The organism is Methanobrevibacter sp. (assembly GCF_030539875.1).
Taxonomy (GTDB): Archaea; Methanobacteriota; Methanobacteria; order Methanobacteriales; family Methanobacteriaceae; genus Methanocatella.
In genome coordinates, this window is record NZ_JAUNXI010000003.1 from 1 (window position 1) to 23,039 (window position 23,039).

The 23,039-nt window shown below is 32.8% G+C and carries 19 protein-coding genes; 17 read left to right on the forward strand and 2 right to left on the reverse strand.

Annotated features, from left to right (window positions below; all coding sequences use genetic code 11):
* Positions 1-282 precede the first annotated feature (282 nt).
* Complete coding sequence (locus tag Q4Q16_RS01445; RefSeq protein WP_303345664.1) at positions 283-972, forward strand: HisA/HisF family protein; 690 nt, start codon at positions 283-285, stop codon at positions 970-972.
* Here the strand turns inward: Q4Q16_RS01445 and Q4Q16_RS01450 are convergent.
* A complete protein-coding gene (locus Q4Q16_RS01450) occupies positions 964-1,143 on the reverse strand; it encodes a hypothetical protein (RefSeq protein ID WP_303345665.1) in 180 nt (59 codons plus the stop codon). The genes Q4Q16_RS01445 and Q4Q16_RS01450 overlap by 9 nt on opposite strands.
* 89 nt (positions 1,144-1,232) lie before the next feature.
* Between Q4Q16_RS01450 and Q4Q16_RS01455 the strand changes: the two genes are divergently transcribed.
* The 6 genes from Q4Q16_RS01455 (at position 1,233) to Q4Q16_RS01480 (ending at position 13,373) form a co-directional block, all read left to right on the forward strand.
* Entirely contained in the window at positions 1,233-2,081 is an 849-nt protein-coding gene (locus tag Q4Q16_RS01455) for a cation diffusion facilitator family transporter (RefSeq protein WP_303345666.1), read from the forward strand.
* 250 nt (positions 2,082-2,331) lie between these two features.
* A complete protein-coding gene (gene pdxS / locus Q4Q16_RS01460; RefSeq protein WP_303345667.1) occupies positions 2,332-3,216 on the forward strand; it encodes a pyridoxal 5'-phosphate synthase lyase subunit PdxS in 885 nt (294 codons plus the stop codon).
* A gap of 19 nt (positions 3,217-3,235) precedes the next feature.
* On the forward strand, positions 3,236-4,045 hold the full coding sequence (locus tag Q4Q16_RS01465; protein WP_303345668.1) for a PfkB family carbohydrate kinase: 810 nt from the start codon (positions 3,236-3,238) through the stop codon (positions 4,043-4,045).
* A gap of 136 nt (positions 4,046-4,181) precedes the next feature.
* Positions 4,182-10,973, forward strand: coding sequence for a DUF3320 domain-containing protein (locus Q4Q16_RS01470; RefSeq protein ID WP_303345669.1), 6,792 nt, complete (start codon positions 4,182-4,184; stop codon positions 10,971-10,973).
* Between the two features lie 7 nt (positions 10,974-10,980).
* A complete protein-coding gene (gene uvrC, locus Q4Q16_RS01475; RefSeq protein WP_303345670.1) occupies positions 10,981-12,732 on the forward strand; it encodes an excinuclease ABC subunit UvrC in 1,752 nt (583 codons plus the stop codon).
* 101 nt (positions 12,733-12,833) lie between these two features.
* Positions 12,834-13,373 carry a zinc ribbon domain-containing protein gene (locus Q4Q16_RS01480; RefSeq protein ID WP_303345671.1) on the forward strand — a complete coding sequence of 180 codons (540 nt, stop codon included), beginning with the start codon at positions 12,834-12,836 and terminating at the stop codon, positions 13,371-13,373.
* On the opposite strand, the gene Q4Q16_RS01485 is transcribed toward Q4Q16_RS01480, so the two are convergent.
* Positions 13,370-13,669, reverse strand: a complete 300-nt coding sequence (locus Q4Q16_RS01485) for a hypothetical protein (RefSeq protein WP_303345672.1) — start codon at positions 13,667-13,669, stop codon at positions 13,370-13,372. The two genes, Q4Q16_RS01480 and Q4Q16_RS01485, sit on opposite strands and share 4 nt — an antisense overlap.
* An 87-nt stretch (positions 13,670-13,756) precedes the next feature.
* Here Q4Q16_RS01485 and Q4Q16_RS01490 point away from each other — a divergent pair, with 87 nt between their 5' ends.
* The 10 genes from Q4Q16_RS01490 to Q4Q16_RS01535 all read left to right on the forward strand — a co-directional run bounded on the left by Q4Q16_RS01490 (position 13,757) and on the right by Q4Q16_RS01535 (position 22,986).
* A complete protein-coding gene (locus tag Q4Q16_RS01490; RefSeq protein ID WP_303345673.1) occupies positions 13,757-15,460 on the forward strand; it encodes an ATP-binding cassette domain-containing protein in 1,704 nt (567 codons plus the stop codon).
* A 2-nt stretch (positions 15,461-15,462) separates the two neighbouring features.
* Positions 15,463-15,888 (forward strand): universal stress protein, encoded by a 426-nt coding sequence (locus Q4Q16_RS01495; protein WP_303345674.1) that lies wholly within the window; start codon positions 15,463-15,465, stop codon positions 15,886-15,888.
* Positions 15,889-16,010: 122 nt separating this feature from the next.
* Positions 16,011-16,178, forward strand: a complete 168-nt coding sequence (locus Q4Q16_RS01500; RefSeq protein WP_303345675.1) for a 4Fe-4S binding protein — start codon at positions 16,011-16,013, stop codon at positions 16,176-16,178.
* A gap of 4 nt (positions 16,179-16,182) precedes the next feature.
* Positions 16,183-17,361 carry an NAD(P)/FAD-dependent oxidoreductase gene (locus Q4Q16_RS01505; RefSeq protein ID WP_303345676.1) on the forward strand — a complete coding sequence of 393 codons (1,179 nt, stop codon included), beginning with the start codon at positions 16,183-16,185 and terminating at the stop codon, positions 17,359-17,361.
* Between the two features lie 10 nt (positions 17,362-17,371).
* Positions 17,372-18,340 carry a UDP-glucose 4-epimerase GalE gene (gene galE / locus Q4Q16_RS01510; RefSeq protein WP_303345677.1) on the forward strand — a complete coding sequence of 323 codons (969 nt, stop codon included), beginning with the start codon at positions 17,372-17,374 and terminating at the stop codon, positions 18,338-18,340.
* Positions 18,341-18,514: 174 nt separating this feature from the next.
* Positions 18,515-19,936, forward strand: a complete 1,422-nt coding sequence (gene purF / locus Q4Q16_RS01515) for an amidophosphoribosyltransferase (protein WP_303345678.1) — start codon at positions 18,515-18,517, stop codon at positions 19,934-19,936.
* Between the two features lie 6 nt (positions 19,937-19,942).
* Positions 19,943-21,190, forward strand: a complete 1,248-nt coding sequence (locus tag Q4Q16_RS01520; protein WP_303345679.1) for a U32 family peptidase — start codon at positions 19,943-19,945, stop codon at positions 21,188-21,190.
* Positions 21,183-21,977: a Ni-sirohydrochlorin a,c-diamide reductive cyclase ATP-dependent reductase subunit gene (cfbC, locus tag Q4Q16_RS01525; protein ID WP_303345680.1), complete on the forward strand. Its 795-nt coding sequence runs from the start codon at positions 21,183-21,185 to the stop codon at positions 21,975-21,977. The genes Q4Q16_RS01520 and cfbC overlap by 8 nt, the downstream gene beginning before the upstream one ends.
* Before the next feature lie 5 nt (positions 21,978-21,982).
* Entirely contained in the window at positions 21,983-22,462 is a 480-nt protein-coding gene (locus Q4Q16_RS01530) for a methylated-DNA--[protein]-cysteine S-methyltransferase (protein WP_303345681.1), read from the forward strand.
* On the forward strand, positions 22,459-22,986 hold the full coding sequence (locus Q4Q16_RS01535) for a YgjV family protein (protein WP_303345682.1): 528 nt from the start codon (positions 22,459-22,461) through the stop codon (positions 22,984-22,986). Before Q4Q16_RS01530 ends, Q4Q16_RS01535 begins: the two co-directional genes overlap by 4 nt.
* Positions 22,987-23,039 lie beyond the last annotated feature (53 nt).

The following is a 23,039-nucleotide window of genomic DNA, read 5'->3' on the forward strand; positions in this document are numbered from 1 at the left end:
TCTGTTTTCATTTATTAAAATTTGAAAATTATTGTATTTTATTCAATATTCGCCATTTATATTGAGAATTATTTATTCAAGTATACTTTAATTTTTATAAAATACAGTAACATTTATATACTATGTTGATTAACTTAATTAATAGAGACATGAACTGTTAGTTATTCTCTAAATTGATCATTATTTTTTATTGGAGATGAAGTTAAAAAACATTTAACTCATCTCACTTCCTTCATGTTTTTTTTTAAAATTATTAATACTTCTTTTACCTAATTATTATTCATGATTAAAAAAATTCCTGTTATAGATTTAAAACAGCACCAAGCAGTAAGCGGTAAATCTGGAAATAGAGATACATACCAATTATTAAAGACAGTTTTTGCATCATCTTCCAATCCCGTTGAAATAGCTCAGGGATTAAAATTAAACGGTGCAGACGAAATGTATATTGCAGATTTGGATTTGATAGAATCTGTTGGACATAATATCAATGATATTAAAATGGTTAACACGATTTTGCCTGTAATTTTCGATGGGGGAGTTAAGAATTGTGAAAGCTTTGACTTTTTCATTGATTATGCATATAAAATTATTGTCCCAACAGAAACACTTGAAAGTATTGACGAGATGAAAAAGATTTTTGAAAAATATCCCAAAGAAAGAATTGTAGTAAGTGTCGACATTAAAGATGATGAGCTGTATGCAAAAAATCTGGATTTGGGTTTAGTGGAATTTAAAGAGATTTTAAAAGAGATTAATCCTAATGAAATTATCCTTTTGGATATTTCTGGTGTAGGAACCGAAAAAGGATATAATAAAAAATTGCTTGAAGAATTCAAAGATTTTAAAGAAAAATTAATAATGGCCGGAGGGCTAAACAAAGAATCTTTAAATGAATTGGAGGCAATGGGAATAAAAAAAGTATTGATAGGAACTAGCCTACATTCTGGTGAAGTTAAATTGTTAGACTAGAACGCTTAAAACTACATAAGGGAATATACATGCTATAATAACTAAAACAACACCTAATATTAGTTTGGTATTGTCATTTTCTAATGATCCGGAAATAATCATTACAAATCCAAAAAATCCAAGGATTACCGGAAGAATATGGGAAAAAATTGTTGTTCCAATCATTGTCATTTTAAATCACTACTATAATTTTCATTTTTTAATTATATAAATATAACTTTAATAAGTTTTTTATTATTGGAATTTCAAATATTAAATATATGAGAATCGATGTACATCATCATCACAAAAATGCAAGCGAGAATCTGGCTTTTGTTTTCTTTATGAATCTGGCTTTTAATATTATCGTCATTGTTGGAGGTATTGCAACAAACAGTATGGCGATACTTGCTGATTGTATTCATGACATGTCCGATACTATTTCCATTGCTTTTTCATGGTTTTTGGAACATATTGCTCAAAAGGATTCCAGTGATAAATATTCCTACGGTTATCAGAGGTTTTCGATTCTTGGTGCAGTAATAGTTTCTGTTTTTGTTATTTTTATGGCATTCATCATTCTTTCTGAAGCAGTTCCTAGATTATTTGCACCTGAAAGCGTTGATGCAGGAGGTATGCTTGCTGTTGCAGTTATCGGAATAATATTTAAATCAATTTCTGTTCACAGATTACATGATGGCGAAACATTTAGCGAAAAAGCTATTTTATTTCATCAGCTTGGTGATGTTTTTGAATGGGTGGCCATTTTAATTTTGAGTCTGGTTTTGATGTTTTGGGATGGCGCATCTTATTTGGATCCTTTCATATCAATAGGCATTGCTTTGTGGCTGTTATTTAATCTCGGAAGGAACTTGTATAAGTCTTTTGAGGTTTTACTTCAAAAAACACCGAATCATTTTGATGTTGAGGAATTTAAACAGGGTGTTTTAAATATTGAAGGGGTAAAATCTTTTGATGATTTTCATGTATGGTCACTTGACGGCATTGATTCGGTTTTAACATTAAAAGTTTCAATTGAAAATTTTAATAATCAGGAAAAAATAAAAAAGGAAATTCATAATTTGTCATCTGAGTATCATATTGTTGATATTACTGTCGAATTTGATTAAATTTGTTATTTTTATATAAATTTTTAGATAAAAATCCATTTTTTTTAAACGATTAGTAGATAATCTATTAATTTTTTCCAATCAAAATTTGATAAAATATAAAAATAATAATATACTATTAAAAACAATTATTTACTTGGTGTAATTACATGATTGCCTTTAAAAAAGCAGGGTGTTTTGCACTTGTTAGACAAATTTTATAATATAAATTATATTGTTAATTTATTTGTTGAATTATGGTGAATTTTACATGGTAAAAAAAGGAACTGATGTATTAAAAGAAGGCTTCGCTAAAATGACAAAAGGCGGAGTTATTATGGATGTAGTAAATGCAGAACAAGCAGGAATTGCAGAAGATGCCGGTGCTGTAGCTGTAATGGCTCTTGAAAAAGTACCTGCAGATATCCGTGCTGCCGGAGGAGTGGCCAGAATGGCTGATCCGACTATTGTGGAAGAAGTTGTAGATGCAGTATCTATTCCTGTTATGGCAAAAGCTAGAATTGGTCATATTGCCGAGGCGCAAATCTTGGAGACTCTTGGTGTGGACATGATTGATGAAAGCGAAGTTCTCACACCAGCTGATGAAGAGTATCATATCAATAAAAAAGAATTCACTATTCCTTTTGTATGCGGTGCACGTAACTTGGGTGAAGCGTTAAGAAGAATCGATGAAGGTGCTGCAATGATTCGTACTAAAGGAGAACCTGGTACAGGAAATATTGTGGAAGCAGTACGTCACATGAGAATGGTAATGGGTGAAATAAGAACTATTCAGGGAATGGAAGAAGAGGAAATCTGGAAATATGCAAGAAAAATTGAAGCACCAATTGACCTTGTTAAACAAACTGCAGAACTTGGAAAATTGCCTGTTGTAAACTTTGCAGCAGGAGGTATTGCAACACCTGCAGATGCGTCTTTAATGATGCAGTTAGGTTCAGATGGAATCTTTGTAGGTTCAGGTATTTTCAAATCAAACAACCCTGAAGCGTTTGCAAAAGCTATCGTAGAAGCAACTGCTAATTATGATAAGCCTGAAGTATTGGCTGAAGTATCTAAAGGATTAGGTCAGGTAATGAAAGGTATTGAAATGTCAAATTTAACCGAAGCAGATAGAATGCAAGACAGAGGAATTTAAATTCCTCATATTTTTTTTCATGACTCTTGTTGTAATAGGACCGGTGACAAATGATTTGATTTGCATCGGAGAGAATAACTTTCGCAAAACCGGCGGGGCAACATATTATCAGTCATTTATCTTTGATGAGTTTTACAAAGATTACCTGGCTATTGTAAACTGCAGCGATGCGAAGATAGTCAATGATTTTCCAGATTCGGATAAGGTTAAAGTTGTCTTAAAAGATGACACTCATTTTTTTATAAATAATTATCCTGATATGGATAATCTTGATTACAGAGAGCAATTAAGCAATTTTGCCCAAATTCCAATTTTTCCAGGTGATTTGGAAGGATTTTTACCTGAAAAAATTGACGGATTTGTTATCAATCCTTTAAACAGATTTGATTTTCCACTAGAAACAATCGAATATTTGAAAAGTTTCAATGTTCCTGTTTTTATTTCAATACAGGGATTTTTAAGAGTTCCTGGCACTGAATCAAATAACAGTTACAGTATAAAATTAGATAACTATGGCATGTTAACCGATATTTTATCAGGAGTTAATGCAATATTTTTAGATGAGTCAGAAGCAAACATAATTGGCCTTGACCATGATGTGGATGAGATGGTAATAACTGATGCAAGCAAAGGCTCCAGAGTTATTTGCGATGAAGAGGTAAAAATCGAAGCTGTAAAATGCGATAATATTGTGGATTCCACAGGTTGTGGCGATACGTATATGGCATCTTATATTGTCAAAAGATTGAATAATTATTCAATTAAACAATCAGGGGAATTTGCTTCTTTAATTGCAAGTAAAAAATTAACAAAGTTTGGTCATTATTGAAGCGTTATTTTTCTTTTGTTAAGTGATTTTTAAGATAATATTTTAATCTTTTACTTAAATCATAAACTTTATTAATTAATATTTAAATACTTATATAATAGTTTTCTTAATTTTTTAAACACTACAAAGGGGCATCATGTTAAATAAATCATCAAATATAATTGAAAAGGAATTTAAGAATTTACGTAAGGAGCTATTGGACTTAACTTTAAGAAATCCTCTTCTTAACTTTAAAACAAGAGCTAAAACCATTACTATAGTAAATCAATCTCCCATTAATCTTTTTCAAACATTAGTTTTACAAAAGAATAAGATGTATTTTGTAGCTAATAAAAAAGACAAAAAGGAAGACAAGTCATCGGTTTGGGATCATATTCCATTTGATTTTTCGAAGTTTTCCGACGGAGATAAGAAGTTAGCTACTGATTTGACTCCAAAAGAGCTCCAAAAAAGATTATATTACATCAATAACCAAGCTAAAACAATGCTTCAGGAACAGGGTTATAATATCTTATATTTAGCAGTCGGTTTTTTGGAATGGAAAGATAAATCAAAACCAAGACAAAAAAACAGTGCTCCTTTGGTTTTAATTCCGGTTGCAATGGAAAGGAAAAAGGTTGGGGAATCATTTAACTTAGAATGGACAGGAGAAGATATTCAAACCAACATTTCACTTAAGGCCAAATTACTGGAAGCAGGTATTGACTTTCCGGATTTTGAGTTTAAAAAATACGGTGAAGTCATTGACCACTATATAGCCAGCGTCCGCCGTGCAGTTGGCAGAATGAATGGGTGGGAAGTTAACAGTAATGTTGCTTTAGGTTTCTTTAGCTTTACAAAATTTGTAATGTATAATGATTTAAACCCTGAAGCATGGGAATCCAATGTGGATTTGACTAAAAATGAATTAATTCAGGCTATTTTTAATCCTGCTAAAAATAATCAGGATGTTTTCAGAGAAGAGGATATTGATTCAAGTCTTGAATACAGGGATATGTATCAGGTTTTAGATGCTGATTCATCACAGATTGCAGCTATTCAGGATGTTAAAGCCGGAAACAATCTTGTTGTTGAAGGGCCTCCGGGAACAGGTAAATCACAGACAATTGTGAATTTGATTGCTGAGCTATTGGCTGAAGGCAAATCTGTTTTATTCGTATCAGAGAAGATGGCCGCACTTGATGTGGTGAAAGATAGGCTGGCTGCAGTTGGGCTCGGTAAATTTGTTTTGGAATTGCATTCACATAAAACAAGAAGGAAAAAATTCCTTAAAGATTTACAAAAGGCTACTAATGTAAGAAAACAGGAGCCGTTGAATATTGACCAGACAATTCGTAAGTTGGAAACTTTACGACGTCAGCTTGATGATTATTCCCAGATTATTCATAAGCCATTATTTGCCGTAAACTTCTCAGCATTTCAATTATATGGTATGAAAGAATCTGCTGATGATCATTTTGCAACTAAAGGTATGATAATGCCGTTGGTCAGATTTGAAAATCCGGATTCCATTACTTTAAAAGATTTGGATGACATGAAAATAGCTTTGGAAAACTTAGCAGAATTATATCAGACAATTTCTAAAGAAAACCCTTGGAGCAAATGCGCTCCAAAAAGTTTGCTTCCGGCCGATTTAAGAGAAATTGAAATGTTGATTGGAGATTCCTTGTTTTCTCTTGATAATTTCTTAGTGGAACGCGGAAGGGTTTATGATATTTATGGAATTAAAAAGCCGGACACTCTAAATGAATTTCAAAATTCACTTTCTGCTTTTGAAATAATTAAATCTCAAAATGCAGAACTAATTGACGGAAGCATACTGAAATCCGGAGCATGGAATAATAACAGTGATGATGCATTTAAATTAATCAAAGAACTACAAACATATCAAAAATATGCCAGAAATTTAACTAAATTTAATCAAAGCATTTTTCAAGCAGATATTGACGCATTGATATACGAGTTAAGAAATATTTCTAATAAAAAATTCAGGTTCTTTAATAACAAACAGCACATTGAACTTGTTGAAAGATATTATAAAAGCCCTGTTTCAGGAAATATTGATGAAATTATAAAAGATTTGCAGGAAGCAAAAGCAATTATTAAAATTAGAAAAAATCTTGAAGCTAATGAAGAGATAGGTCGAAAATACTATGGGGGATATTGGCATTTAAATGCAAATGTCAATGATTTAAAGGCTATTGCTAAATGGATGCATGAGTTTAATGCACTTGTTCGCGCTGGAACATTTTCCCAAAACACGATTGACTTATTGAGTAAGGATTTATTCGATATTAAACCTGAAAGAGACCTTGCTGATTATATTGATGCAGGTGAAGAATTTGTTAAAACATTATCCAAACTTAAAGACAAGTTAAATCCAAGAAGTAAATTAATCTTTAAAAGAGAAACAGGGGATGTTCCTTTTGAAGCATGGAAAGAACAGCTGTATAACTGGAGAGGTCAGCTTTCAAGCCTTCATTTATGGTCTCAATATCTAAATACTAAAAAAGCACTTAAAAGTTCCAATGCTAAAATGTTTGTAGATTCAATCGAAAAAAGAAACATTAAAAAAGAGGATATTGAAGCGTTAGTCGAGGGGAACTTTGCAGATTCACTTTTAAATATCTTATTTATTGAAAATCACGAATTGGCAACATTTGTTGGTGAACTTCATGAAAATAGAATTAGGGAATTTGAAGATTTGGATAAACGGATTTTAGTCCTAAACCGTAAAAGGATTTACCATAAACTAAACAATAATATTCCGAAAATATTCGGTGGAACAGAAAATCCGCAGGCTAAAATTTTAGCCGGAGAATTTACAAGAAAAAGCGGGCACATGCCGGTTAGAAAACTTTTGGAAAAAACAGGAGGATTGATAAAACAGATTAAACCTTGTTTTATGATGTCTCCGTTATCAATTGCACAATACCTGGATCCGACAAATGAGGAATTGCAGTTTGATGTTGTTATTTTCGATGAAGCAAGTCAGGTAAAACCTGAAGATGCATTGGGTGCATTTATGAGGGGAAAAACTGCTGTCGTCATGGGAGATACCCAACAATTGCCTCCAACTTCATTTTTCGACCAGATGTCAGATACAGAAAGTGATGAAGAAGAGGCAACATCAATCGACATGGAAAGTATTCTTCATCTATGTAAATTATCATTTCCTGTTAAAATGCTTAAATGGCACTATCGAAGTCGTCACGAATCATTAATTACAGTTTCAAACCGGGAATTTTATGATGATGATTTATTGGTTTACCCTTCACCTTCACATGATGACCCCGAACTTGGTTTAAAATTCCATTATAATCCAAATACAGTGTACCATAGAGGTTCATCTTCTGCAAACCCTCTGGAAGCGGAAGATGTAGTTGATGAAATATTCAATCACTTTGAAAAATATGGTGATACAAAAAGTTTGGGTGTTGGAACATTTTCCGTTGCTCAAAAAAATGCGATTCTGGAATCATTGGAAGTAAGACGTAAAGAAAGACCCGAATTCGAACCGCTGTTTTCTGATAATAAAGAAGAAAGATTCTTTGTTAAAAACCTTGAAACAATTCAGGGTGATGAAAGAGATGTTATTTTAATAAGTGTAGGTTACGGATATGATGAAGAGAGAAAAATGTCACTTAATTTTGGTCCTCTAAACCAAAATGGTGGTGAGAGAAGGCTTAACGTATTAATTACACGTGCAAGGGAAAAATGTGTCGTATTTTCAAACTTCAAGGCATATGATATGAAATTGACAGCAAATCCTCCATATGGTGTAAAATCTTTAAAAGAATTTTTGGAATATGCTGAAAACTTAACATTGGGAACCGCTAATCGGGATGAGTATAGTGAAGAGCCATTTGAAGATGCGATAGCTAGTTTTCTGGAAGAAAATGGTTATACAGTTGACAGACAAATTGGCTGTGCAGGTTTTAGAGTAAACCTTGCCATAGTGGATGACGAAAATCCCGGAAAATATATTTTAGGTATCACAACTGATGGAAAAATGTACTCATCAAGTAAAGTGGCACGTGACAGAGACAGGCTCCGTGAACAGGTATTGACCGGATTAGGTTGGAAACTTTATCATTTATGGTCTACTGACTGGTATCGAAACAGAGATTTGGGTCGTAAAAAACTTTTGGATTTTGTTCAAAAATCAATCCGTCAAACCCGTAAAGAGGAAAAACGCAAATCTGAAGAAGAAAAAAAATTGGTTGAAAAAAGAAGATTGGAAGCTGAAAAGAAAGCTGAAGAATTGCGTATTGCACGTAAAAGGGAAGAAGCTGAGAGAAAAGCCCAGGAAGAACAGCACTATGGGGATATTGGTCCTATCGATTTTGTTGAAGTTGAAAAGGTTGATGATAGGGATATTTTAGAAAAACCTATTGATGTTAGTTCCATTTCTCCTTCAGAATTCTTTGAAGATGAAAATTCACAAGATTTGATTAATGAAAATCGCACAACTGAAGATTATCCTTCTCAAGATTCATATAAAAAAGCCGATGCTGAAACATCTTCAAATTCGGCAGATAATGTTGAAAATGAATCTGTTAAAAATAAACGCATAAAAGAAGAAACATTTGATGAAGAAATCTGGGAATATAATGAAGGAATTTCACCGGAAGATAATGCTGAAGTTTGGGAAAATGATAAAGATTATTCAGATGAATCAAAAGGCGTTTCTCAAATAATTTCAGATAAGGTTAAGTCATTTCTGAAATCAGATGAGGAACAGAAGGATGAAGGTAAAAGTTCAATTTTCCCGTCTCTTAAATTTACGAAAAATATTGGTAATGATTCATCTTTTGATGAAAATATTGACAATACTGATTCAGAATTTGATAAAACTTCAAAAGAGGATGATTCTGGTAAATCTGTGAAAGTTTCAGATTCTGAAACTGATAAAACTTCAAAAGAGGATGATTCTGGTAAATCTGTGAAAGTTTCAGATTCAGAATTTGATAAAACTACAAAAGATGAGAAGTCCAATGTAAAAGCACCAACTTTCAGCAGTAAAGTCGATTTAAAGTCAGGTATGGATAATTCTAAAATTAGTTCTGGAAAAAAACCATCTGGAAAATCCAGTGATAATGAAGTTGATTTGGACTCTAAGATTGATGAAGATAAATCTATTGGAGATATTAATCCTAAAGATAAATCAGGTGATGGAAAAGTTGATTTAGGTTCTGATGAGGATTATATCTATGTTGACCACGGTCATGACCTGGAATATGAATCAGATAAGAAAATTGATGAAGAATTTAATTTCAAGTCTCATGATGGTGAAGAACAAGAAAAACCTCAAAGTCAAAAATATCCAAGGTCAAGCAGCAATTTTGTAAAATCAGTCATTTCCAATGTTGTTGCCGGAGAATCACGGCTTGAAAAAGAAGAAATTGAAACTGTTAAAGGCGAAATTGTTGAAGATAAGGATGCGCCTCTTCAAAAACCGTCTCCAAAAAAGGATTTTGTTGTAGAAGCGGAAATTGTTAATGACGGCAAGGATTTAAACATTTTCACTGATAGTTTTTCTAATGATGAAAACATTAATCTTGAAAGACCTGCTCATAAGATGGATTATACTGAAGGTGAAGAATTAAATATTTTCACTGATAAATTACCTGATGAGACTCGGGAAATAATCAACAGAAAAGCTAGTGATATTGTAGGCCGGGCAGTAGAAGAATTCCTTGATGATATGTTTGAAGATAAGGATATGATTGATGAAGATGACAATGAAACTGAAATCAAATTTAAAAACGGAATTGATGAAGAAGCTCTTGAAGATGATAAAGTAAACATCAAAGATAATGAAGAGACCCAACAGGAAAATGAGGAAATTCCTAAAGAGAATATGGGTGATGGTTTTACTTATTATAAAGGTTCAAATGATGTGACAAGTAAACTTAGGAAGAATAATTTCTATTATGAAGAGGAAAAGCCGAAATCTGTTAGAGATTCCATTAAAGGGATCAAAAAGGACATGAAATATATTAATAAATCATTAAAGGAAATTGAAAATCCAACTCAAATAGATTATGTCTCTGTTGTTGATAGAACCGAGGATTTTGACCCTATGGACTATTTAAATCGGCCAAGTGATGATGATTCTGATAAAATTATCGAAAGAGAAGAAAAATATGCATTCGCTGAAGAAGAGTTAAAAACTGAAAATGAAACTATTGAGGATGATTTTACAAATGAAACTCCTGAGGAGGAGGTTATTGTTCCAATTCATGAACAAGAACTTAAAGATCAAACTTTAGAGGATATTATTTCAAGTGCTAATGAAGACTATAAAGAAATAGAACGCGAAAGACGCCTTAAAAACAATCAATTAAAGTCATTTGACGATAATAAACTTCCGGGCAAAAGAAAAATGGAAGATGAAATTGTTGATTATGTTCAAATTGAAGATATTGGACTGCATTCATCTGATGAGTTATACAGGCAGTCAGTTGAGAAAGTTGCCAAATCTGTTAATAACATTGTAGATATTGAAGGTCCGATTCATGTTAGTGAAGTCATTAATAGAGTTAAAGTTTCATGCAATATTAAAAGAGCAAGTTCTAATTTGAAAAAACGGGTTAATGAAGCTATTGGCGAAGCAGAAAAATCAGGACATATCATTAAAATTGGAGACTTTTTATATGATGCTTCAAATAATAATATAGTTATTAGAAAACGGATTAAGCCGAATATTGATTTGATTTCAGATGAAGAAATTGCCAAAAATATCGAAACTGTATTGCTTCACAAACATGACATTACAATAAAGCAGGTTGCAAAAGAAACATCACGTAATTTCGGTTTCAAATCAACATCTAAAAAAACCGCAACAAGAATTAATAGTGTTTTGGATTTGATGATTGCCAATAATAAAGTTAAACTTGACAATGATATTGTCGAACTTAAATAGGTAGTTTATGTCAGCTAAAGTTAAATCTCCGGATAATTTGCCAAATAAACCCGGTGTCTATATAATGCGCGATAATACAGGCACCATAATTTATATTGGTAAGGCAAAAAGTCTCACAAAGAGAGTTAAATCCTATTTTCGAGAAAAACTTGACAGGCCAAAAACTCAAATCTTAATGAGTCATTTTGACAGTTTAGAATATATTGTAACTAATTCTGAAAAAGAAGCTTTAATTTTAGAAGCCACTTTAATTAAAAAACATCATCCAAGATACAATGTCCAGCTTAAAGATGATAAAAGATATCCTTATGTTAAAATTACCAATGAAAAATTTCCCCGTCTTGTAATCACAAGAAATGTAACAAAGGATGGAGTGTATTTCGGTCCGTTTACCGATGTGGGGTCTGTTAAACAAACTGTTAAGTTTTTAAAATCTTTATTTAAAATAAGGACTTGCAGGAATATGAATGGACCTTGCTTAAACTCACAAATTGATTTATGTCATGCTCCTTGTGATGGTGGAATTTCTAAAGAGGAATATAGTGAAATAATCAATAAAATTGATTTATTTTTCCAGGGAAAATATTCTGCTATTGTTAAGAATCTTAAAAAAGAAATGGCTGAAGCTGCAGCTAATGAGGAATTTGAAAAGGCTGCAGTCATAAGAGACCAGATTTCATCTATTGAAGAGATTATGGAAAAGCAATTTGTTGATTTGGTTGATGATGATTTGGATCAGGACGTAATAGCTATAGCTCCTGGCAAAAATGAGGTTGTAGTTATAATAATGCCTATTAGAAACGGGAAGATTGTTGGTCGTGATGACTTTTTAATGAGCGGTTCTCAATATGATTCTCCGTCTGAAATCATGTTTTCATTTATTCAACAATATTATGGCTATAATAGGCATATTCCGAAGCAAATTCTTTTGGATGAAGATATTGATGAAAAAGAGTTGCTTGAGGAATGGTTAAGTGATTTGAGAGGAAACAAAGTCAAAATTAAAGTTCCTCAAAAAGGTGTTAAACTAAGGCTTGTTAAAATGGCTAAGAAAAATGCCGAAATCATCAATCATCAAAAGAAAAAGATGGAAAATTCACTAATAGAGCTTAAAAAATATCTTAAGCTTGATAATGTTCCTCATGTCATTGAAGGGTATGATATCAGTAATATTTCAGGTAAATTTGCTGTTGGTTCAAAAGTGTCATTTAAAGATGCAAAACCTAATAAAAAAATGTATAAGTATTTTAAAATGGAAACTCCAGGACCTAACGATTTTGCAATGATGGAGGAGCTGCTGACTCGCAGATTAAAACTGATTGATTCAGACCCCGAACCTGACTTAATAGTAATTGATGGTGGTAAGGGACAACTTGGTATGGCTTGCAGTGTTTTGGAAAAATTAAATCTTACTCATATACCTATTATTGGCATTGCGAAGGAATTTGAAGAGATATATCTTCCTAATTCAAAACGTCCAATTATCATTCCGAAAAATAATAGGGCTCTACATTTACTTCAACAAATCCGTGACGAATCACATCGGTTTGCAATAACCTATCACAGAAAACTCAGAAGCAAGGCTATTCGAGCCTCTTCACTTGATGATATCGTTGGAATTGGTAAAAAAAGAAAAATGAACCTTTTAAAAGAATTTGGAAGTGTTGATAATATTAAAAAGGCTTCAGTTGAGGAATTAACTAAAATAAAAGGCATGAATTTAAAAATAGCTGAAAACGTCTATAATTATTATCACTAATCTAATATCAATTTTTATGAAAAATAACTAATTTTTACATAAGTTTAAATATAAGTTTTTTAATAAATTTTTTATAACAACTTAAAAGGATTTATATATTTATGGTGAAATGTCCGCGCTGTGGTTATGAAAATTCCTCCACGGCAATGTATTGTGATAATTGTGCTTATCTTTTAACTGATTATAAAGGCAACAGAATCAATAATTCGTCTCGTCTTGGCAGTTGGAATATAAGTATTGCAAAAAAGATTGTTATCGTTATAGGTATTGTTATTATAGCGCTGCTGCTTTTCTCTTTTATTCATGATAATACTCAGCCGTCACATAAAGAATCTTTAAATATAATTACTGATGATGGCAGTATTCAGAAATCTGCTTCTTACCCTTATCAGGCTGTTATTGAATATGAGGGCACTTGGGGAGCTGAAATGGGCAATCCGAATTATCTTGTAAAAAAGGAAGGATATGGTCATAAGAAAGTCACCCTTGATTGTGCAGCATGGGATAAGGTTGTAATTAATGCTAATAAATATGATTATGGTGAAGGGGAGTTAAAAGTTAAATTATTAAGAAATGGTGAAATTGTAGCTGAAAATTCAACTACAAATGTAACAGGTGGAGTAACTATCAATTATAATTAGTCTAATTGGTTGACTTTGGATTGTAACAATTCTATTAACTCGTCGGTTTTATATAATCTTATTTCGGTTTGATTTTTATCTCCGAAAATTTTAATAAACTCTATAAGATCATTGCATAATTGGTCGTATTGGATATTTAATGTGTTAAAGTTATTCATTAATGTAACTAGTTTTTCCTGTTCGATTTCATCTGGTTCTCTTAAAATCCTTTCGATATTTACAAAATGAGTTTCAATAAGCAGTTTTTCTTCTTCTAAGATGTTTTGGTATTCTTGAACTTTGCTTTCGTTAGCCATTTTTATCACTTATTTTTTTTAATTAAATATAAATATAAATACTTTCATTTATATAAATTTACATTAATGTAAATGGGGCAATAAAGAATGATTAAAGTTGAAAATATTAGTAAAGATTATGAATTAGCTGATGGAACTAAGGTTACCGCACTTAAAGATGTTAGTTTTGAAGTTAAAGAAGGGGAAATTTTAGGCGTCATTGGTAAAAGTGGTTCTGGTAAAACCACACTATTAAGGGCACTTAGAGGTGTTGAACATATTGATAGCGGCAGTATTGCCGTAGGCAGTGCAAAGGTCACTTCTGATTCATCTCAATTTTATTACAATAATCTGAAAAAGGAAACTGCAATTCATCTTCAAAGGTCTTTTGGTATTTGGCCTGATACTGTTCGTGAAAATGTTTTAAGAAAATTATATGCCAGACGCTATTTTGATGAGGGAGATACCAATTTTGAAATTGCGGAAAGCGAATTTGGCCAGGAAGCTGATGAACTTTTAGAACTTGTTTCATTAACAGATAAACAGAATCATTATGCTTCTGTATTAAGTGGTGGGGAAAAACAAAGACTCATTATGGCAAGACAGCTTGCTAAACAACCTAAAGCTTTATTGCTTGATGAACCTGCTACTATGGCATGCCCTAAAACTAAACAAGAAATATTGGATGCAGTTAAAAAAATCAACAAAGAATTAAATATAACAGTTATTATTGTATCTCACTTGCCGGATATCCAAAAATATTTGGCAGATAGGGTAATTCTGCTTGAAGATGGTGAAATTGTTGATGAAGGTTCTGCAGATGAAATCTGCGATAAATTCATGGAGGACATGGATGATATTGCTGAAATAGAAAATATTCCTGCTGACGAGGATGTTATTCAGGTCAATGATATTTACAAAAGATTTTATTTATTAACCGGCGGGGAAGTTTTACAGATTGAAGATGTTAACTTCACTATTCAAAAAGAAAACATATTAAGTATTATAGGTCCAAGTGGAGCCGGAAAAACAGTTCTTTTAAGAATGTTGGGCGGTCTGGAAGATCCCGATAAAGGAGAAGTATTGTTCAATGTTGACGGTGAATGGAATGATGTGGATATTCCAGGTATGGGCCGTATGAAAATCAGATCCAAATTAGGATTTATGCATCAGGAATTTGCATTAAACCATTATGCTACTGTTTTAAATCAATTGGCTACCAGACTGGGGTATAAAAATCAAAATATTGTTAAAGAAGCTCAAGAGAGAGCTAGAAAAATAGGCCTTAGTGAAGAATTATTGGATTCATTTTACCTCCTAACTGATCTGCCTGAAATTGAAGCAAGGGAAAGATTGAAAAAAATAGGTCTTGATTCTGATATTTTAGAAGATTTATTCCCAAGATTCCCTGAAACTGCAACTAAAGAAGCGGTTGCAGACATATTTGAAAGTCTTGATTTGGATATGGATATTTTACATAGGAAATCTTATGAATTGTCAGGCGGTCAGAAGGTTCGTGTAATGCTTGCATTAATTCTTGTTTCCAAACCAAAATTTTTACTTTTAGACGAACCGTTCGGTGATTTGGACCCGGTTACTTTAAGAGATGTGACAAATGCTCTTAAAAAAATCTCAAAAACTTACGGAATTACTATTATAATGATTTCTCACAATACTGACTTTATTAAAGAGTTAAGCAATAGGGCAGTATTTATGGATGATGGTAAAATCATCGATGATAGCGAAGATATTGATAAAATTGTTGATAATTTCATTGACTTCTGTCATGCCGATTATTTAAAGGGAGAATGAGCATGTTTGATGTTATAGCTGTTCCTGTTGACGGGTCTGATTATGGATACGAAGCGGCCGATGTAGCTATTGAAATTGCTCGGAAATTTAATTCCAAAATCGCTGCAGTATATGTTCTTGAAGAGTTTTCTTTTAATAGTTATGATTCAGAAGAAGACTCTGGAAATGAGATTTTAGCAAAAGTTACAAAAAAAGCTGATGATGCAGGAATTGAAGTTGTTGAACATTTGCTTACTGCTGACCCTTTAAGAGATATGAAGTTTATTATTGACCAAACACGCGCTGATTTAGTAGTTATTCATGCTCATGGTTCTAATAATAACCGATTTGTATCATTTGAGCAAAACAGTGTTTCCGATACTCAAATAGGTTCAGTTTCAGAAAGACTTTTGAGAACATCTGAAATACCTGTATTATTGGTAAAATGATATTTTAAAATTTATTTATTTTCTCTTTTTCCTTTAATTTTCCGTTTTTTACCAAACCTTTTATATAATAAATGACATAATAATTACAGTATAATTTTTTATGATTGGAGGAGATTTGTTTTATGATAGTTAAAGATTGGTGCTCATTTTGCGGTGAGTGTGCTGGAGTTTGTCCAAGAAATATAATTCAAGTAAGAGAATATTCATTAGTATTTAATGATGATGACTGTAAAGGTTGCGAAACATGTGTTAAAGCATGTCCAATTGACGCATTAGAAAAAGAGGATTGATTTTATGATTGAAACTGATGTAATTGTAGTAGGTTCTGGACCTGCAGGTTCAAGCGCAGCTAAACATGCTGCATTAGGCGGAGCAAAAGTTATTTTAATGGATAAAAAATCTGAAATTGGTTCACCAAAAAGATGTGCTGAAGGTGTTTCAATTCAGGGACTTGAAAAATTAGGAATTGAACCTTCTCCACGTTGGATTACTAAGGAAATTGAAGGTGTAAGAATACAAACTCCTGACGGAACAGATGTTTGGCTAACAAATGATGAAGTAAAAATTCCGGAAGCAGGTTACATTTTAGAGAGAAAAGTATTTGATAAGCACATGGCAATGGATGCTGCAAGAGCCGGAGCAGAAATTAGAATCAAGACTTTGGTAACCGACGTTGAAAAAATTGATGACGGTTATAAGGTTTTTACAGAATCCATGGGAAAAGAAGAAGTGTTCCAGTGCAAAATCTTAATCGCAGCTGACGGTCCTGAAGGTCACATTGCAAGATGGGCAGGTTTAAAACCTGCTGCTAAAGCAAAAGAAATGGAATCCGGTGTACAGTACGAAATGTGCAATGTTGAATTTGAAAAACCGGGCGTAATTGAATTTTATTTAGGATCATGCGCACCTGGCGGATATGTATGGATTTTCCCTAAAGGTGACGATATTGCAAACGTCGGTTTGGCAATTTTACCTCACAAAGCTGAAAAAACTGCTATTGAATACTTAGATGACTTTGTTGCTAACAGCCCTTACTTGAAAAATGCTCAGGCTGTTGAGCTTAATGTAGGCGGAGACCCTGTCGGAGGAATGTCTACTAAACTTTATGATGATAATATTTTAGTTTGTGGAGATGCTGCAGGTCAGGTTAACCCGTTAACCGGTGGAGGAATTATCAGCGGTATGACCGGTGGAATGTGTGCGGGTCAAGTAGCTGCTCAGGCTATTAAAGAGGATTGTTCTAAAAAATTCTTAAAACAGTACGACGAAATGGCTCATGCAGAATTAGACCATGAAATTGTAAGATATAAAAAAGTACAAGAATACTTACTTACTTTATCCGATGACGAGTTAAACACTATTGCTCATGCATTTGAAGGAGAAACATTTGAAAAAATTTCCACTACTGAAATTGTTAAAAAATTAATTAAATTATCTCCAAAAGCATTACTTAAATTAGGTAAATTTATCTAAAGGTGTTTTGATGATTCTAGTTACTGGTGGAGCAGGTTATATTGGTTCCCATACAAATAAAGCATTGCATGAGGCAGGTTATGATACTGTTGTAGTGGATAATCTGTCTAAGGGTTATGAAAACTTTGTTAAATGGGGACACTTTGAAAACTGTGATTTTGGAAGTAAAAATCTAAGGGAAGTTTTTGAAAAATATGATATAGATGGTGTTATTCACTTTGCTGCATTTTCATCAGTGGCAGAATCAGTTCAGCTACCTCAAAAATATTTTAAAAATAATTATAAAAACACTTTAAATCTTTTACAAATAATGAGAGAATTTGGTGTTGATAAATTTATTTTATCTTCAACTGCTGCTGTATACGGTAATCCTAAAAATGTTCCGATTACCGAAAATCAGGACTTAAAACCAATCAATCCTTATGGACACTCTAAATTTATCACTGAAAAAGCTCTTGAAAGGGAAGCTGAAAAAGGTGATTTTAATTTTGTATCATTAAGATACTTTAATGCGGCAGGTAGTGATTTTGACTGTGAGATTGGAGAATTGCATGACCCAGAAACTCATCTGATTCCGTTGATACTGGATGCAGCTATTGGAAAACGTGAAAGCATTTCTATTTTTGGTGATGATTATAATACTCCTGATGGAACTTGTATTCGCGATTATATTCATGTCAATGATTTGGCTGATGCTCACATCAAAGCATATGAATATTTATGCAAAGAAAATGAATCCAATATCTTCAATCTTGGAAATGGTAAGGGATATTCCGTTCTTGAAGTAATTGATATGTGCCGGAAAGTAACTGGCTGTGATTTTGAAGTTAAAATTGATAATCGTCGTGAAGGCGATCCGGATATACTGGTTGCTGATTCAACTAAAATTAAGGAAAAGTTAGGTTGGACTCCTAAATATAATTTAGAGGAAATTGTCGAGTCTGCTTGGAAATGGCATGAAAAAATGAATGGGATTTAACCAGTAATCATAAAATTTGCATATATCAGGTATTTAATTATAAAACTGTAATGGGCATTATTTTGATAATGCCAATAATTTAATTTTTTTTTGTGACTGATTTTATTAAAACAATTATTATTTTATACTAGTTAAAATATAATTATAAATATATTATTATTAAGGAGTTAGCAAATGCAAGGAGAGATGGAAGATAAGTGTGGTATTGTTGGAATCCATTGCAATGATGAATCCAGAAATGTCGCATCTTTTGTTTATTATTGTTTGTATGCTTTACAGCACAGAGGTCAAGAATCAGCAGGAATAGCTACTTTTAATCCAAATAAAGGATTAAATTATTATTGTGGTATGGGTTTAATAACTGATGTTTTTAAAGATTATGAAATTCAGAATCTTAAAGGAAACATGGCTATTGGGCATGTTAGATATTCAACAACCGGCCAATCAAGGCTTGAAAATTCACAACCATTTGTAACTGATTTTGATGATGGATTTATTGCAATGGCTCATAATGGGGATATAGTAAACTCTGATGTGTTAAGAAAAGAGTTAATAAAAGACGGTTATGAGTTCAAATCAGATACTGATTCTGAAGTGATTTGTTACATGCTTAAAAAAGAGCATCATGATAATAATAAAAATATTATTGATTCTATTGAATCTGTTTCTAAAAGGCTTGTAGGATCTTATGCTTTGACTATTTTAGTCAATGGTGATTTATATGCTGTTCGCGATCCTATGGGAATAAAACCTCTTGCACTTGCAAAAAGAGAAGATAAATTTATTCTTGCTTCTGAAACTGTTGCATTTGATGTGATTAATGCAAAATATATCCGGGATATTGAACCTGGTGAAATAGTATACTTTGAAGGTGATGAAGTAAAATCCTACATGTTGGAATCTGCAGGGACCTGTAAAATTTCACACTGTATGTTTGAATATGTGTACTTCGCAAGACCTGACAGTAATATTGATGGAATCAATGTTTATGAAAGTAGAGTTAATATTGGCCGTCAACTGCATGAATTATATCCTATTGATGCTGATGTTGTAATTCCAGTACCTGATTCTTCGATTCCTGCAGCTATTGGATACTCAAGAGCTTCCGGAATTCCATACGGTGAAGGATTAATTAAAAACAGGTATGTCGGACGTACATTTATCATGCCAACTCAGGAAGAACGTGAGTTAGCAGTCAGGCTTAAATTAAATCCAATTAAAGATGCTATTAAAGGCAAAAAGATTATTTTAATAGATGATAGTATTGTAAGAGGAACCACCTCTAAAAAATTATTGGACCTTGTAAAAGAAGCAGAACCTGCTGAAATCCACTTTTTGGTAGGTTGCCCTCCGGTAATTTCCCCTTGTTTTTATGGTGTGGCAATGGCGACAAAAAAAGAGTTAATTGCGGCTAATTATTCTATTGAAGAGATTAAAAATCAGCTTGAGATTGATACATTAGGTTATATTACTCTTGAAGCTTTAGTTGAAGCTATTGGAATGCCTAAAGAGGATTTGTGTTTGGGATGTATAAATGAGGAATATCCTACTGAGATTCCAGACGGTCTTGAAGCTGAAACTTACTACAAACCTTAGATATTTATGGTTGAACTATTAGCTCCTGCCGGAAATTTCATTTCGCTTCGTGCTGTTTTAGAAAATGGCGCTGATGCTGTTTACTTTGGCCTTGACGATTTTAATATGAGGGCCAATGCCAAAAATTTTGCACTGGACGATTTAAGTGATGTGTCCAAAACGGCTCAGGAATATGGGGCTAAAACCTATTTGTGCACCAACACAATTTTAAACGAGAAATCGGCTTGTAAGCTTGACAGCAATCTTGAGGTTATTTCATCATCTGAAATAGACGGACTTATTTTATCTGATATAGGATTGATTGAAAATACTGTTTCTCATGATCTTGAAGCACATATCAGTGTTCAGGAAAATGTTACCAATTCCTATACTTTGAAAACCCTTAAGAAATTAGGTGCCAAAAGGGCAATTCTTTCACGGGAACTTTCATTAAAAGAAATTGGTGAAATAACTGAAAAATCACCGATTGAAACAGAAATTTTTATTCATGGTGCTATCTGCATGGCGATTTCCGGGCGCTGCTTTTTAAGTTATGGTCTTTATGGTAGAAGCGCTAATTGTGGAGATTGCTTACAGCCATGTCGCAAGAATTGGACATTAACTTATGAGGATGGTGAAGATAGTGTTGTAAACTTTTCAGATGTTGAGGATGAAAGTTTTATTGTTGCCAAAAGTGATGATGAAAGTTATAGGACTAACTTTTTTTCACCTAAAGACATGTGCATGATTGAATATATTCCGGAACTTATGAAAAGTGGTGTTGCTTCATTTAAAATTGAAGGAAGATCTAGAAGTCCTGATTACGGCGCAAATGTTACTGGAATTTACAGACAAGCCATTGACAGTTATAATGATAATCCATTAAATTATAAAGTTAAGGATGAATGGATGGACGGGCTTAAAAGTGTTTTCAATCGTGGATTTGATACTAATTTTTATTTTTACACTCCATTCGAGACAAGCGAGGATAATCAATCTAAATATATTAAAAAAGATATTGGTCAGGTTGTAAATTATTATAATAAAGTTAATGCAGCAGAACTTAGAATCTGGGATGATTTAAAACTTGGTGATAAAATATTAATTCAGGGCAGAACTACCGGATCCATTGCCCATACAATAGATTCTATGCAAATTGAAGGCAAAACCGTTGAAAGCGTTAAGAAAGGTTCAAATGTAGCAATTGCAATTACAACAAAAGTAAGGGAGAATGATTTTGTTTATAAGTTAGTTGAGAGGAATGCCAATGATTAAAAAAATAGCTATTTATGGAAAGGGTGGAATCGGAAAAAGCACTACTGTAGCCAATCTATCTGCCATATGGGCTAATGATGATTTAAATTGCCTTGTAATCGGTTGTGATCCTAAGGCAGACACAACACGTACATTATATGGTTCAAGAATTCCGACTGTTGTTAATACTTTAAAGAATAATAGAAAACCTCAAATTGATGATTTGGTTTTTAAAGGATTTAAAGACATTTTATGCGTTGAAAGCGGAGGTCCGGAACCTGGTGTGGGTTGTGCCGGACGTGGTGTTATTGTTGCTATGAAACGCCTTGAAAACTTAGGTGTTTTTGACCAGGATCTTGATGTTGTAGTTTATGATGTATTGGGGGATGTAGTTTGCGGGGGTTTTTCAGTTCCTCTCCGTGAAAAATATGCTGATGAGGTAGTAATTGTGACTTCAGGTGAATATATGGCATTATATGCTGCAAATAATATTGTAAAGGGTGTTAAAAAACTTAAAGGCAACTTAAGCGGTATTGTTTGTAATTGCAGAAATGTTGAAAATGAGGAACGTATTGTCAATGACTTTGCCGAAAAGATTGGTACACAAGTTATTGGTACTATTCATAGAAGCAATTTAATTCAAGAGGCTGAATTAGATGCAAAAACCGTTGTAGAAAAATACCCGAACAGCAAGGAAGCACAAGAATACAGGAGTCTTGCTTCAAATATAATGTCTAATGAAAATGTGTCAACTCCAGAACCTATGGATGATGAGGAATTCGAAGCATTTTTTAAATCATACCTGTGATTAATATGTACTACTCAACTGATTATTCCTCTCCCCTTGGTGAAATGCTAATTGTAAGTGATGGTGAAGCTATTTGTGGGGTTTGGTTTTACAATCAAAAATTTTTTAAAAACGGCATAACTGATGCAATCGAAAATGATGATTTGCCTATTTTTAAAAAGGTTAAAAAATGGTTTGATGATTATTTCAATGGCAAAAATCCTGAAATTAACTTTAAACTAAACCCCCTGGGCAGTGAATTTAGACTTGAAGTTTGGAAAATCTTGTCTCAGATTCCTTACGGTGAGACATTGACCTATGGGGAGATTGCATCTGAAATTTCAAATACAATGTCTGCTCAGGCTGTTGGAGGAGCAGTTGGACAGAATCCAATTTCTATTTTAATTCCATGTCATCGCGTTTTAGGTGCAGATGGAAAACTTACAGGTTATGCCGGTGGCTTGGATAAAAAGATTGAATTGTTAAGATTAGAAAAGATAATATGAATTTGCCGCTTAATATCCTCATAGGTAATGCAGTATCATTAATTGCAGGTATTTTCATTATACTTAGCATGTGTGTTAACGATGAGAAAGATGTATACAAGTATCAGTTTTTCAATGCTTTCATTTTAATAATTTCATCAGTATTTTTCTTATCATGGACAGGTGTTGTAACTATGGCTATTGCAGCGTCAAGAAATGCAATGGTTTACTATGACAGATTGACCTTTAAATGGACAATCTTTTTTATCATTATTTCGGTTTCTCTTGGCTGGCTGGTAAATACAATGGGTATTGTTGGTTTATTGCCCATTGTTGCAATTGTCCAGATTACATTATGCAATTACTATCTAAAAACCATAAAACCGATTAAAACAAGTTTTATTGTAAATAGTGCGATTTATGTAATTTATTTTTTGGCTATTTTAGATTTTTCATCAGCAGTTATTGAATTCATTACAGCATTAATCGGTGTTGTTTCATTATTTAGATTAATTTTTGCTGATTTAAATTTAGTTAGTCATTAACTATTTTTATCATGATGGATATATTTTGATTTGATAAAATAAAAGGTAGGGGT

Bases quoted from the DNA above. Each gene is read 5' to 3' on its own strand.
- purF (WP_303345678.1), top strand. From the start codon at position 18,515: ATGCAAGGAGAGATGGAAGATAAGTGTGGTATTGTTGGAATCCATTGC.
- Q4Q16_RS01445 (WP_303345664.1), top strand. From the start codon at position 283: ATGATTAAAAAAATTCCTGTTATAGATTTAAAACAGCACCAAGCAGTA.
- Q4Q16_RS01490 (WP_303345673.1), top strand. From the start codon at position 13,757: ATGATTAAAGTTGAAAATATTAGTAAAGATTATGAATTAGCTGATGGA.
- cfbC (WP_303345680.1), top strand. From the start codon at position 21,183: ATGATTAAAAAAATAGCTATTTATGGAAAGGGTGGAATCGGAAAAAGC.
- Q4Q16_RS01450 (WP_303345665.1), bottom strand. From the start codon at position 1,143: ATGACAATGATTGGAACAACAATTTTTTCCCATATTCTTCCGGTAATC.
- pdxS (WP_303345667.1), top strand. From the start codon at position 2,332: ATGGTAAAAAAAGGAACTGATGTATTAAAAGAAGGCTTCGCTAAAATG.
- Q4Q16_RS01535 (WP_303345682.1), top strand. From the start codon at position 22,459: ATGAATTTGCCGCTTAATATCCTCATAGGTAATGCAGTATCATTAATT.
- Q4Q16_RS01530 (WP_303345681.1), top strand. From the start codon at position 21,983: ATGTACTACTCAACTGATTATTCCTCTCCCCTTGGTGAAATGCTAATT.
- Q4Q16_RS01465 (WP_303345668.1), top strand. From the start codon at position 3,236: ATGACTCTTGTTGTAATAGGACCGGTGACAAATGATTTGATTTGCATC.
- Q4Q16_RS01485 (WP_303345672.1), bottom strand. From the start codon at position 13,669: ATGGCTAACGAAAGCAAAGTTCAAGAATACCAAAACATCTTAGAAGAA.
- Q4Q16_RS01505 (WP_303345676.1), top strand. From the start codon at position 16,183: ATGATTGAAACTGATGTAATTGTAGTAGGTTCTGGACCTGCAGGTTCA.
- galE (WP_303345677.1), top strand. From the start codon at position 17,372: ATGATTCTAGTTACTGGTGGAGCAGGTTATATTGGTTCCCATACAAAT.
- Q4Q16_RS01455 (WP_303345666.1), top strand. From the start codon at position 1,233: ATGAGAATCGATGTACATCATCATCACAAAAATGCAAGCGAGAATCTG.
- uvrC (WP_303345670.1), top strand. From the start codon at position 10,981: ATGTCAGCTAAAGTTAAATCTCCGGATAATTTGCCAAATAAACCCGGT.
- Q4Q16_RS01520 (WP_303345679.1), top strand. From the start codon at position 19,943: ATGGTTGAACTATTAGCTCCTGCCGGAAATTTCATTTCGCTTCGTGCT.
- Q4Q16_RS01470 (WP_303345669.1), top strand. From the start codon at position 4,182: ATGTTAAATAAATCATCAAATATAATTGAAAAGGAATTTAAGAATTTA.
- Q4Q16_RS01480 (WP_303345671.1), top strand. From the start codon at position 12,834: ATGGTGAAATGTCCGCGCTGTGGTTATGAAAATTCCTCCACGGCAATG.
- Q4Q16_RS01495 (WP_303345674.1), top strand. From the start codon at position 15,463: ATGTTTGATGTTATAGCTGTTCCTGTTGACGGGTCTGATTATGGATAC.
- Q4Q16_RS01500 (WP_303345675.1), top strand. From the start codon at position 16,011: ATGATAGTTAAAGATTGGTGCTCATTTTGCGGTGAGTGTGCTGGAGTT.